The following is a 12,272-nucleotide window of genomic DNA, read 5'->3' as shown; positions in this document are numbered from 1 at the left end:
CCAAACCCGCACAGGGTGCGGGTTTTTCACTATGTAGCTTTATTTCGCCTGCGCCAGAATATTCCCTTCCCAGCCCTTCTGGGCATAGTCATTAAGGCCGCTGATGGTTTTCACCGGCTGACCCGCGCTGAAGTTGATCTGTTTTAAATCCACCCATACCTGAGAGGCGGCAAAGGTCGATTTGAAGTGATATTCCTGATGCGAGAGGTCAGAGATCGTTGTCCAGTAGGTGCCAATACCTTTGTTGTTTTCTGGCTTCTTACTGTATTTCGCGTACATATCGGTGACTTTTTGCTCGTCGCTTTCCGCCGGAATACCGATCGGGTAGGCCACGTTATTGACGACAGACAGCACAAATCCCTGGGCCTGATTCTTGTTATCAGGTTTCGGCAAATTCTGTAAATTCCAGCTGGCGCGTACCAGACGCTGGTCGGCATCCAGCCCGGTTGGAATAGCGTCGCGCTTCGCGTGGTTGAAACGCGCGAGATTCGCTAACTGTTTGTCGTAAGAAGGCGGGTTGGTCATCACACGGTAGTTTTTATCGTGGTAGATATTCACTTTGCCATTATCAATTTCAATGATAGCGGAGTCGCCGCTCTTATCTTCGATCGCGATATGTTTTGTATCTGTCGCGTAATCCACCGGCAGTTTAGCCGCGGCCAGACGCACGTTATGGCGAATTCCCTCGACGGCGTCGTTCACTGTTGCATAGTTATCAAGGATATAGCTTAACCACGCCCGGCTTTCCAGCACGGGCTTATCCTGATTATCCTGCTGCACCTGCGATCCATTCATATAAAACAGGGTATGCCCCGCCAGCCCGGCTTCATTCATGCCATCCATCGGAAAGACCCCATCGGCATAAACCACGACGCTGCCGTAACGTGTGGTCCAGTGCGCCGCTTTGGCGCTGTCTCCGCCATTATGGGCGATGCCTTTTGGTGTGATCACTAATGATGGATCGACAGGGCCAAAGAAATCCAGGTTGCGGGCGGTGACCATATAGCCCGGAAACATGTTCATAAACGCGCGGGTACAGGCATCGGCGCTGACACTTATCCCCGCAGTGAGGGCCAGACCTAAAGCGACGGCGGAGATTTTTTGATTCTTCATTTTTCTTCCTCAGTTAAGTTCACCCGTCTATGTTAGGGTTAATATACTCAGCGCAATAAATCACTGAGCGGGGGAAAATCCCCCGTAAATGGATAAGGAACCTATGGAGCCGATTAATTTTTCTCTGGCGCAAATTGAAGCATTTGCCTGCGTTTGTGAGTGTGGAACCCTGACGCAGGCGGCGAAAAAGCTGAAGAAAGACAGGACGACGGTAAGTCAGCTTATTGATTATCTTGAAATAGACTTAGGTTATGTCCTGTTTGATCGCACGAAGCGTCCGCTTGAACTGACCGATTCCGGCAAGCGTCTGTATCGCCAGGCACGATTGTTTTTGCATGAAGCGCAGGCTTTTTCGCAGCTTGCTAAGCAACTGCCCGATCAGCTCAAGACCCAACTGACGCTGTGCTATGACCCTTTCACACCGCGTGATTTTTTACTCAGCCTGGCAAGCACTCTCGCGCAGCAACATATTTCGCTGGATTTGCTGATGTGTGAACGTGAACAGGCGGAGCGTTGGCTGGATGAAGGAAAGGCGGATATTGGTATTTACCAGGCGCTCAATCGATCGGTTAACGATCATCTTAAGTGGCGAGCGGTGGGGGCAATTTCGCTCTCTGTCTGGGCGCGAAAAGGCTTTTTCCCGGTCTCGCCGGTATCGATGTTACACCTCGCCGCCAGCCCGCAGCTGGTACCGTTCTGTACGTTGCAACAGGCGCTGGCACAACGTATTCAAATTGCCGATCGCCTTATTCGGGTTAATGAAATCACGTTATTGCAACGGCGGCTATCTGCCGGTGATGGCTGGGCTTTTTTACCACGTCATTTCGGAGTGGAGGAGTGGGAGAACGTCGAACGCCAGGAGACCGAAGCGGGCGATAAGGGGTTAACGCATCCGGTTGTCGCGCTGTGGAAGCCTGGGCAGATACAACCTAATCAACTGGAACAGGTTTTGAAGGCGATTGATGTGACGTGGAGAGAGGAAGCGTGACTCCTGATGCGGAGTCACGCTGAATGTATTAGTACATTACCTTATGACCATACTGTTCCAGAATGCCTTTTACGCGTTCCATGGTCTCTTTTTTCGGTGGATGGACGCCATCCAGCTTGTATTCTTCGCCCATCGCCACCCATTTATGTTTACCCAGTTCGTGATACGGCAGCAGTTCGATTTTCTCGACGTTGCCCATATCGCGGGTAAATTCGCCCAGACGGTGCGCGGAATCGTCATCGTCTGACCAGCCTGGAACGACCACGTAACGGATCCAGACGTTGCTCCCTTTTTTCGACAGGTACTGAGCAAATTCCAGCGTGCGATGGTTGGAGACGCCAACCAGATTCTGGTGAATTTCGTCGTTCATCTGTTTGAGATCGAGCATCACCAGATCGGTGACTTCCAGCAGCTCATCGATGACCGGATCGTAGCGACGCACAAAACCGTTGGTATCAAGACAGGTATGGATGCCCTCTTTTTTACAGGCACGGAACCAGTCACGCACGAACTCTGCCTGAAGAATGGCTTCGCCGCCGGATGCGGTCACACCGCCGCCGGATGCGTTCATAAAGTGGCGATAGGTCACCACCTCTTTCATCAGTTCTTCAACGGTCACCTCTTTGCCGCCGTGTGTATCCCACGTATCGCGGTTATGGCAATAGAGGCAGCGCATCAGGCAGCCCTGAAAAAAGGTGATAAAACGGATACCTGGGCCATCAACGGTGCCACAGGATTCAAAGGAGTGAATGCGACCAGTTACAGACATTGCAGTGTTATCTCCAGTTTTTCCCCGCGTCCGGCAGGGGTGACGATCATGACTTCAGGCCGTCTTGAGTTTATTTTGCACGTTAATTTCATTATAGAGATTAACCCGCAAAATAGGCTCGGAGAGAGTGGGGCACTTATAAGAAAGGCCCCACTTGTGTGGAGCCTTTATTGTACGCTTTTTAAATCGCGATTTCAGTCAAATCCATTACATGGACTGAGTGAAGGTACGAGTAATAACGTCCTGCTGCTGTTCTTTAGTCAGGGAGTTAAAACGTACTGCGTAGCCAGATACGCGGATGGTCAGCTGCGGATATTTTTCCGGATGTTCCATCGCGTCGAGCAGCATTTCGCGGTTCATAACGTTAACGTTCAGGTGCTGACCGCCTTCGATAGAAGCTTCATGGTGGAAGTAACCATCCATCAGGCCTGCGAGGTTGGTTTTACGAACGTCGTCGTCTTTACCCAGTGCGTTCGGAACGATAGAGAAGGTGTAAGAGATACCATCTTTAGCGTAAGCAAACGGCAGTTTTGCAACGGAGGTCAGAGAGGCAACAGCACCTTTCTGGTCACGGCCGTGCATCGGGTTAGCACCTGGTCCGAACGGAGCGCCTGCGCGACGACCGTCTGGGGTGTTACCGGTTTTCTTACCATACACAACGTTGGAAGTGATGGTCAGAACGGACTGAGTCGGGATAGCGTTGCGGTAAGTAGTCAGTTTCTGAATTTTTTTCATGAAACGTTCTACCAGGTCAACAGCCATGTCATCGACGCGAGCATCGTTGTTACCAAACTGCGGGTATTCGCCTTCGATTTCGAAGTCGATAGCCAGACCGTCTTCGTCACGAATCGGTTTAACTTTCGCATATTTGATTGCAGACAGGGAGTCAGCCGCTACGGACAGACCTGCGATACCGCAAGCCATGGTACGGATAACGTCACGGTCGTGCAGTGCCATCAGAGAAGCTTCGTAGCTATATTTGTCATGCATGTAGTGGATGACGTTCAGTGCGGTGACGTACTGTTTAGCCAGCCAATCCATGAAGTGATCCATACGGTCGATAACTTCGTCGTAGTTCAGCACATCGCCTTTGATCGGTTCAGATTTCGGACCAACCTGCATTTTCAGTTTTTCATCAACGCCGCCGTTGATTGCGTACAGCATGGTTTTCGCCAGGTTAGCACGCGCACCGAAGAACTGCATTTGTTTACCAACGATCATCGGGCTTACGCAGCAAGCGATAGCGTAGTCATCGTTGTTGAAGTCTGGACGCATCAGATCGTCGTTCTCGTATTGCAGAGAAGAGGTATCGATGGACACTTTCGCAGCGAATTTTTTGAACGCCAGCGGCAGTTTTTCAGACCACAGGATAGTGATGTTCGGTTCCGGAGACGGGCCCATGGTGTACAGGGTGTTCAGGAAACGGAAGCTGTTTTTGGTAACCAGAGTACGGCCATCAACGCCCATACCACCGACGGATTCAGTTGCCCAAATCGGGTCACCGGAGAACAGTTCATCATATTCAGGAGTACGCAGGAAGCGAACCATACGCAGTTTCATGACCAGGTGGTCAATCATTTCCTGAGCTTCTTGTTCAGTGATTTTGCCTGCTTTCAGGTCACGTTCGATGTAGATATCCAGGAAGCTGGAAGTACGACCGAAGGACATTGCAGCGCCGTTCTGAGATTTAACCGCAGCCAGGTAGCCGAAGTAAGTCCACTGAATCGCTTCCTGAGCGTTAGTAGCCGGACCAGAGATGTCGTAGCCGTATTTAGCAGCCATCTCTTTGATCTGACCCAGCGCACGGTGCTGTTCAGAGATCTCTTCACGCAGACGAATAGTCGCTTCCAGGTTCACACCGTTTTCCAGGTCAGACTGGAGAGAAGTGAACTGAGCGAATTTGTCTTTCATCAGGAAGTCGATACCGTAAACGGCGATACGACGATAGTCACCGATGATACGACCACGACCGTATGCATCCGGCAGACCGGTCAGGACGCCAGATTTACGGCAACGCAGGATGTCCGGAGTATAAACGTCGAACACGCCCTGGTTGTGAGTTTTACGGTACTCGGTGAAGATTTTTTTGATCATCGGGTCCAGTTCGCGATCGTACGCTTTGCAGGAACCTTCGATCATTTTGATGCCGCCAAACGGAATCAGCGCGCGTTTCAGCGGAGCTTCAGTCTGCAGACCAACGATTTTTTCCAGCGACTTGTTGATGTAGCCCGCGTCGTGGGAGGTGATGGTAGAAGCAACAGCGGTGTCGAAGTCAACAGGCGCGTGAGTGCGGTTTTCCTGTTTAACACCTTCCATTACTTTGTCCCACAGCTCGGTAGTTGCTTTAGTAGCACCTGCCAGGAAGGACTCGTCACCCTCATATGGAGTGTAGTTTTTCTGGATGAAGTCACGTAAGTTGACTTCATTCTGCCAGTCACCTTTAGTAAAACCTTCCCAGGCTGTGGCTAACTTTTCATTAAGCTCGGACATGTAACACCTACCTTCTTATGTGGATTTTTTATTTACTGCCTGACACAACGCTCACCTTAGTGATGGTCGCCTTCACGCAGGTAAATGACCCAGTATGTCAGCCCAACTAACAGGCCTCCGCCAATGATATTCCCGATAGTCACCGGAATGAGGTTATCAGTGATGAAGTTCATGATAGTCAGGTGAGAAAAACTATCCGGGGTTGAACCAACTGCGGTCCAGAACTCCGGGCTTGCAAAGTTGCGAATCACAATCCCCATTGGGATCATAAACATGTTTGCAATACTGTGCTCAAAGCCGCTGGCGACGAACATGGCAACCGGAAGAACCATAATCATGGCTTTGTCCATCAGGCTGCGGCCAGAGTAGCTCATCCAGACAGCCAGACAAACCATCAGGTTAGCCAGGATGCCGAGTGCAACGGCTTCGATAAATGTGTGGTGCATTTTGTGGTCAGCGGTTTGCAGGACATTCATGCCCCAGCCACCGTTAGCGGTCATATATTCGCCGGAGAGCCACATCAGCAGAACAAAGAGCAGACATCCTACCAGGTTACCAACATAGACGTTCAACCAGTTTTTCGCCAGTTGACCCCATGTGATGCGACCGCTGGCTTTCGCCACAACGATCAGTACCGTGGAAGTGAAGAGGTCGGCCCCGCAAATGACGCAGAGAATCAAGCCCAGTGAGAAGCAGATACCCCCAATCAGTTTCGCGACGCCAAAAGGCATGCCCGCGGTTCCTGTGGTGGCAGTAATGTAGAAAACAAAAGCAATCGAGATGAACACGCCCGCAGTAATCGCCAGATAAAAGGTTTTCAGCGGATGCTTCGTTGCTTTATAGACACCTGCTTCTTCGGCAACTTTGGCCATAGCGGCAGGAACAAGTAGATCAAAAGGGTTGTCAGCTTTCACACTAACTCTCTCTTTATTAAGTCGGCGACGAGATACTAACAAAGCATTATAGATGAGAATTTGATGTAGATCATATCTCGCCTGGCTTATAGGCCCGCAAATCGAATGGTTTTTCATCGAAAGCGGCATAACTTTTTGATTATCAAAGTAAAAATAAATTTTAAAGTTTGCAATATCAGTTGATTTTTTTCGTCAGCCTCCCGTTTTGCCAGTTAATTAAAATGGAGTAATGATCATTTAAATTAACATTATTGGTAAGCTACCAATAATAGTGTTTACTTGTGCGTAACGTAATTATCACAAATTAATTTACGGCATTTTAGAAATAAAAAAAGGGCCGTTAAACGGCCCCATAATATAGCGTAGAGTAATCTTTAAACCTACTTATTCTCCGGTCTTTTTAGCCCTGCTTTGACCAAAACGCAGCTTTTGCACACTGCAGTTTTTCGTAGGTTTGCAGTAGCGACTGGTGCGCAGGGAAGGCTTCGAGATCGCTATCCACGGCTTGTAAACCGTAGAACGGTGCTTCGCCGCTCAGCGCGGCGCTGGCAGCTTCTACGGCTTCAGCACCGTACATACGAATAAACGCATTCAGATATTGTAGCGGCTGGCGTTCTTCTTCCTGCGACAGCAGTAATAAGGTTTGCAGGCAACGATAATAATTCGCACGCTCGGCGCTAAAGATTGACGCGTTGAATTCCATTGTCCACTCGGTCCAGATCAGTGCCTGTTCCAGATCGCCACCGGCCAGCGCGAGCATCGCTTTCAACTCACCGACGCGCAGGGTGTACCAACCATTATCCTTGCCTGTTGCCAGGCCCAGCAGTTCACGTACGCGGGTGAAATCGTCCAGACCTTCTTCATCAAGCTGTTCAATCAGATTCAGGTACTCTTCTTTTTCCCACTCACTGTCTGGCAGGGTCAGAATTGTCTCACGCAGGTGGCTGCCCATATTATTGTTCGCGAGCCACAGATCTTCTGCCGGATAGATATCCGACATTCCCGGCACCAGAATACGGCAGGCGTAGACGCCTAAATGCTCGTAATCCGCGATGTACACTTCTTTATCTTCGGCGTTGAAAATCGCCATCAGGGTCGCGAACTCTTCTTCGGTGGTGCCGGAGAAATTCCAGTCCACAAACGGATAGTCGGCATCCTGCTTAAAGAGATCCCAGGAGATCAAACCGCTGGAATCGATGAAGTGAGTTTCCAGGTTGGCATGCTCGGCGACTTCTTCATCATCAAAGGTTGGCGGCGTGAACACGTCCAGATCTTTCAGACCACGGCCCTGCAGCAGTTCCGTAACGGTACGTTCCAGCGCGACGCCAAAGTCCGGGTGCGCGCCGAAGGAGGCAAAGCAGGTGCCGTTTGCCGGGTTGAACAGCACGACACAGATAACCGGATATTTACCCCCTAAAGAGCCGTCGTAAGCGAAGATAGGGAAACCTTCCGCTTCCAGTTTCTCAATCGACGCTACGACGCCAGGATAGCGCGCCATTACCTCTTTCGGGATCTCCGGCAGGCTAATGCTCTCAGCGATAATGCGGTTTTTGATATGACGCTCAAACACTTCCGACAGACCCTGCACGCGTGCTTCGTTAGCGGTGTTGCCCGCAGACATACCGTTAGAAACGTACAGGTTGCCGACGATGTTCATCGGGATATAAATGGTTTCACCGTCAGACTGGCGCGTAAACGGCAGGCCGCAAACACCGCGATCGGTATTGCCCGATTGCAGATCGACCATCAGGCTGCCGGTCAACTGATCGTCAGGATCGTAGAACGCGCGCAGACGCGTATCGAGCAGGCCTTCCGGCAGCTCATCGTCTTCCGGGATCGGGAACCATTTTTCGTTCGGATAATGCACGAATGGGCCTTTAGCGATTTTCTCGCCCAGCCAGAAATCGGCGAAGAAGTAGTTGGTTGACAGGCGCTCGAAATATTCCCCTAACGCAGACGCCAGCGCGGCTTTTTTGGTTGCGCCTTTACCGTTGGTAAAGCACAGCGAGCACGCTTTGTCGCGGATATGTACTGACCAGACGTTCGGCACCGGATTCAGCCAGGAGGCCTCTTCGATGTCAAAGCCCAGATCGAGCAGTTTTTGCTGGAAGCGAGCGATGGAATCTTCCAGTGCGGCATCTTTGCCGGGGATATAGGTTTGCGTCATGACGGTCTCATTTTTATCGTACGGAAAGCGCGCAATCATACGGGGTTTGGATGAATGACGCCATATTCATTGATTTGATGGTTGAATTAGGAAAGGGGGTGACTTCAGAAAGGGAGGACGGCAAGCGAGGATGCGTAGTATGCAGCGGAACCCTTTTTTTGTGGGTGATCGTAAGTTATTGATTTTTCGTCAGGGATTATGGGGGGAGAAAAATAGGGTGCAATGGGCGGTATTAGTGTTTTTATCTAAGAAAACAGTTCGATAGAATGGAAAGGGTTCAGTTCACTGCCGTACAGGCAGCTTAGAAATTTCGGATTCGCTGTTATAACGGTCTTGATCGGTTCACTGCCGTACAGGCAGCTTAGAGACAGTCATGGTCTTCCTGCACTGTATCGACATTGCTCACTGCTGCAAAAACAGCTGACAACCCCTTTCCCCGCAGACTCTCCCCGCCTGGTCTATTCTTATCGCAACTCCCCATTCAGGTAATAAAATGAAATCGTTCGACCTACACCGTATGGCGCTGGATAAAGTCCCGCTGGACTTCCTCGGCGAAGTGGCGCTGCGTTCGCTCTACACTTTCATACTCGTTTTCCTGTTCCTGAAAATCACCGGCCGGCGTGGCGTGCGGCAGATGTCGCTGTTTGAAGTGCTCATCATCCTGACGCTAGGCTCCGCCGCAGGCGATGTGGCATTTTATGACGATGTGCCTATGCTGCCGGTGCTGGTGGTGTTTATCACTCTGGCTGCCCTTTATCGGCTGGTGATGTGGCTGATGTCGCGTAGCGAAAAACTGGAAGATTTGCTGGAGGGGAAACCGGTCATTGTGGTGGAAGAGGGCGAGCTGGCGTGGGAACGTTTGCAGTCTGAGAACATGACCGAGTTTGAGTTTTTTATGGAACTGCGGCTGGGCGGCGTCGAGCAACTCGGGCAGGTGCGGTTGGCCATTATGGAGACGAACGGGCAAATCAGCATTTATTACTATCCCGATGATGACGTAAAGGCCGGTTTGGTGATTTTACCGTCGAGCTGTGTCTCGCGCTTTACCACGGTTCCCGAGGCGGCGGACTATGCCTGCGTTCGGTGCAGCGCGATTTTTCACTTTAATGCCCGGGAACATCAATTATGTCCCCGCTGCACAAATCCAGAATGGTCGAAGGCCAGCACCGCAAAACGCGTCACCTGATAGCGGATTTCTCCATTTTCACTCGTCAATATGGAAGATTCTGTTGTGTGACTTATGCCACGTTTTCTGACCGTCCAGTATTATCCATTGCGGTGCGTGTCACTGAATGATAAAACCGATATCCACAGGAATAACTTATATCCGTGCAAACGCGCGCGGGTAGACAACATTGCAACGTGGTGAGGGGAAATGGCTCAGGTCTTTAATTTCAGTTCGGGTCCGGCAATGCTACCGGCAGATGTCCTTAAACAGGCGCAAAACGAATTACGCGACTGGAACGGATTGGGTACATCAGTAATGGAAGTTAGCCACCGTGGGAAAGAGTTTATCCACGTGGCGGAAGAAGCAGAAAAGGATTTTCGTGACCTGCTCAATATCCCTTCCAACTATAAAGTGTTGTTCTGCCATGGCGGTGGTCGCGGCCAGTTCGCTGGCGTTCCGCTGAACATTTTGGGTGATAAAACTACCGCAGACTACGTTGACGCCGGTTACTGGGCCGCCAGCGCAGTAAAAGAAGCGAAGAAATACTGCACGCCGAACGTGATTGACGCCAAAATCACCGTTGACGGCAAGCGCGCCGTGACGCCGATGAGCGAATGGCAGCTTTCTGACAATGCTGCGTACCTGCACTATTGCCCAAATGAAACGATTGATGGCATCGCTATCGATGAAACCCCGAATTTCGGTAAAGATGTGGTCGTTGCCGCCGACTTTTCCTCGACCATTCTTTCCCGCCCGATTGACGTCAGCCGCTTTGGCGTGATTTACGCAGGTGCGCAGAAAAACATCGGCCCGGCAGGCTTGACGCTGGTGATTGTGCGTGAAGATCTGCTCGGCAAAGCTAATATTGCCTGCCCGTCCATTCTGGATTACTCCGTACTGAACGAGAATGATTCCATGTTCAACACCCCGCCGACTTTCGCCTGGTATCTGGCGGGCCTGGTCTTCAAATGGCTGAAAGAGCAGGGCGGCGTGGCGGCAATGGAACGCATCAACCAGCAGAAAGCTGAATTGCTGTATGGCGTTATCGACAACAGCGATTTCTATCGTAACGATGTGGCGGCGTCTAACCGTTCTCGCATGAACATTCCGTTCCAGTTGGCGGACAGCGCACTGGATAAAGTCTTCCTGGAAGAGTCCTTCGCGGCGGGCCTGCATTCGCTGAAAGGCCACCGTGTCGTTGGCGGGATGCGTGCGTCAATCTATAACGCGATGCCGCTGGCGGGCGTTCAGGCATTGACCGATTTCATGCAGGACTTCGAACGTCGCCACGGTTAATTTTTACGTTTTCATCCCCCGCAGTATTCTGCGGGGGTTTTTATTGTCGATTTTGAGAGTTGAGTTTCATGGAATCCCTGACGTTACAACCCATTGCGCGTGTTGATGGCACCATTAACCTGCCTGGTTCAAAAAGTGTCTCTAACCGCGCCTTGCTGCTGGCAGCTTTAGCACGCGGCACCACTGTCCTGACTAACCTGCTGGACAGTGACGATGTTCGCCACATGCTGAATGCGCTGAGTGCGCTGGGAATTCATTACACCTTGTCTGCCGATCGCACCCGTTGTGAAGTCACGGGTAACGCAGGTCCGTTGCAGGCCAATGAATCACTGGAATTGTTCCTCGGGAACGCGGGCACGGCGATGCGTCCTCTGGCGGCGGCGCTCTGCCTGGGCCACAACGATATCGTCCTGACTGGCGAACCGCGCATGAAAGAGCGCCCAATTGGTCACCTGGTTGACGCGCTGCGTCAGGGCGGGGCGCAAATCACGTATCTCGAGCAGGAAAATTATCCTCCGCTGCGTTTGCAGGGTGGCTTTAGCGGCGGAAACGTTGAGGTTGACGGTACCGTTTCCAGCCAGTTCCTGACGGCGCTACTGATGACCGCGCCGCTGGCGCCGAATGACACCACCATCACCATCAAAGGCGATCTGGTTTCTAAACCGTATATCGACATCACCCTGCACCTGATGAAAACGTTTGGTGTTGAGGTGGAAAACCAACATTATCAACGCTTTGTCGTACGCGGCGGCCAGCAGTATCACTCTCCGGGTCAGTATCTGGTGGAAGGCGATGCCTCGTCTGCGTCCTATTTCCTGGCGGCGGGCGCAATCCGTGGCGGGACAGTAAAAGTGACCGGTATTGGGCGTAACAGCGTGCAGGGCGATATCCGCTTCGCCGATGTGCTGGAGAAAATGGGCGCAACTATCACCTGGGGTGATGACTACATCGCCTGTACCCGTGGTGAACTGAATGCCATTGATATGGACATGAACCATATTCCCGATGCGGCGATGACGATTGCCACGGCAGCGTTATTTGCCAAAGGCACCACTACGCTGCGTAACATCTATAACTGGCGCGTAAAAGAGACCGACCGTCTGTTTGCGATGGCGACAGAGCTGCGCAAAGTAGGCGCGGAAGTGGAAGAGGGCGAAGATTACATTCGCGTCACTCCGCCGACAAAATTGCAGTTTGCCGAAATTGGCACCTACAACGATCACCGCATGGCGATGTGCTTCTCGCTGGTGGCGCTGTCGGATACACCGGTAACCATCCTTGACCCGAAATGTACGGCGAAAACCTTCCCGGACTACTTCGAACAGCTGGCGCGTATTAGCACGCTGGCTTAATTTAAATCGTAATCC

At 51.4% G+C, this 12,272-nt stretch carries 9 protein-coding genes; 4 read left to right on the top strand and 5 right to left on the bottom strand.

All coding sequences use genetic code 11. The annotated features are described in order from the left end of the window. Positions 1–39: 39 nt before the first annotated feature. Positions 40–1,113 (bottom strand): linear amide C-N hydrolase, encoded by a 1,074-nt coding sequence (locus G163CM_RS09490; protein ID WP_231827837.1) that lies wholly within the window; start codon positions 1,111–1,113, stop codon positions 40–42. A gap of 88 nt (positions 1,114–1,201) precedes the next feature. Here G163CM_RS09490 and G163CM_RS09485 point away from each other — a divergent pair, with 88 nt between their 5' ends. Continuing rightward, a complete protein-coding gene (locus G163CM_RS09485; protein ID WP_338050289.1) occupies positions 1,202–2,101 on the top strand; it encodes a LysR family transcriptional regulator in 900 nt (299 codons plus the stop codon). 28 nt (positions 2,102–2,129) lie between these two features. Here G163CM_RS09485 and pflA read toward each other — a convergent pair whose 3' ends face one another. From pflA to ycaO, 4 genes are all read right to left on the bottom strand, one after another. Further along, on the bottom strand, positions 2,130–2,870 hold the full coding sequence (pflA, locus tag G163CM_RS09480; protein ID WP_231827836.1) for a pyruvate formate lyase 1-activating protein: 741 nt from the start codon (positions 2,868–2,870) through the stop codon (positions 2,130–2,132). Positions 2,871–3,077: 207 nt separating this feature from the next. Then, on the bottom strand, positions 3,078–5,360 hold the full coding sequence (gene pflB, locus G163CM_RS09475) for a formate C-acetyltransferase (RefSeq protein ID WP_231827835.1): 2,283 nt from the start codon (positions 5,358–5,360) through the stop codon (positions 3,078–3,080). Between the two features lie 56 nt (positions 5,361–5,416). Next, complete coding sequence (gene focA / locus G163CM_RS09470; RefSeq protein WP_041686279.1) at positions 5,417–6,274, bottom strand: formate transporter FocA; 858 nt, start codon at positions 6,272–6,274, stop codon at positions 5,417–5,419. A gap of 400 nt (positions 6,275–6,674) precedes the next feature. Beyond that, positions 6,675–8,441 carry a 30S ribosomal protein S12 methylthiotransferase accessory factor YcaO gene (gene ycaO / locus G163CM_RS09465; RefSeq protein WP_231827834.1) on the bottom strand — a complete coding sequence of 589 codons (1,767 nt, stop codon included), beginning with the start codon at positions 8,439–8,441 and terminating at the stop codon, positions 6,675–6,677. A 493-nt stretch (positions 8,442–8,934) separates the two neighbouring features. On the opposite strand from ycaO, the gene G163CM_RS09460 reads away from it, so the two are divergent. The 3 genes from G163CM_RS09460 to aroA all read left to right on the top strand — a co-directional run bounded on the left by G163CM_RS09460 (position 8,935) and on the right by aroA (position 12,257). Continuing rightward, positions 8,935–9,627: a DUF421 domain-containing protein gene (locus tag G163CM_RS09460; protein WP_231827833.1), complete on the top strand. Its 693-nt coding sequence runs from the start codon at positions 8,935–8,937 to the stop codon at positions 9,625–9,627. Between the two features lie 189 nt (positions 9,628–9,816). After that, entirely contained in the window at positions 9,817–10,905 is a 1,089-nt protein-coding gene (serC, locus tag G163CM_RS09455) for a 3-phosphoserine/phosphohydroxythreonine transaminase (RefSeq protein WP_231827832.1), read from the top strand. Positions 10,906–10,973: 68 nt separating this feature from the next. Further along, complete coding sequence (gene aroA, locus G163CM_RS09450) at positions 10,974–12,257, top strand: 3-phosphoshikimate 1-carboxyvinyltransferase (RefSeq protein WP_015965098.1); 1,284 nt, start codon at positions 10,974–10,976, stop codon at positions 12,255–12,257. Positions 12,258–12,272: the final 15 nt, after the last annotated feature.

Origin of the sequence: Pseudocitrobacter corydidari (assembly GCF_021172065.1) — a bacterium.
Taxonomy (GTDB): domain Bacteria; phylum Pseudomonadota; class Gammaproteobacteria; order Enterobacterales; family Enterobacteriaceae; genus Pseudocitrobacter; species Pseudocitrobacter corydidari.
Note: the sequence above shows the minus strand (reverse complement) of the source record. Positions and strands in the feature narration are given on the sequence as shown.

What these genes read in the sequence shown, in the direction of transcription:
- G163CM_RS09490 (WP_231827837.1), bottom strand. Translation starts at nt 1,113, where the DNA reads ATGAAGAATCAAAAAATCTCCGCCGTCGCTTTAGGTCTGGCCCTCACT.
- pflB (WP_231827835.1), bottom strand. Translation starts at nt 5,360, where the DNA reads ATGTCCGAGCTTAATGAAAAGTTAGCCACAGCCTGGGAAGGTTTTACT.
- G163CM_RS09485 (WP_338050289.1), top strand. Translation starts at nt 1,202, where the DNA reads ATGGATAAGGAACCTATGGAGCCGATTAATTTTTCTCTGGCGCAAATT.
- ycaO (WP_231827834.1), bottom strand. Translation starts at nt 8,441, where the DNA reads ATGACGCAAACCTATATCCCCGGCAAAGATGCCGCACTGGAAGATTCC.
- aroA (WP_015965098.1), top strand. Translation starts at nt 10,974, where the DNA reads ATGGAATCCCTGACGTTACAACCCATTGCGCGTGTTGATGGCACCATT.
- pflA (WP_231827836.1), bottom strand. Translation starts at nt 2,870, where the DNA reads ATGTCTGTAACTGGTCGCATTCACTCCTTTGAATCCTGTGGCACCGTT.
- G163CM_RS09460 (WP_231827833.1), top strand. Translation starts at nt 8,935, where the DNA reads ATGAAATCGTTCGACCTACACCGTATGGCGCTGGATAAAGTCCCGCTG.
- serC (WP_231827832.1), top strand. Translation starts at nt 9,817, where the DNA reads ATGGCTCAGGTCTTTAATTTCAGTTCGGGTCCGGCAATGCTACCGGCA.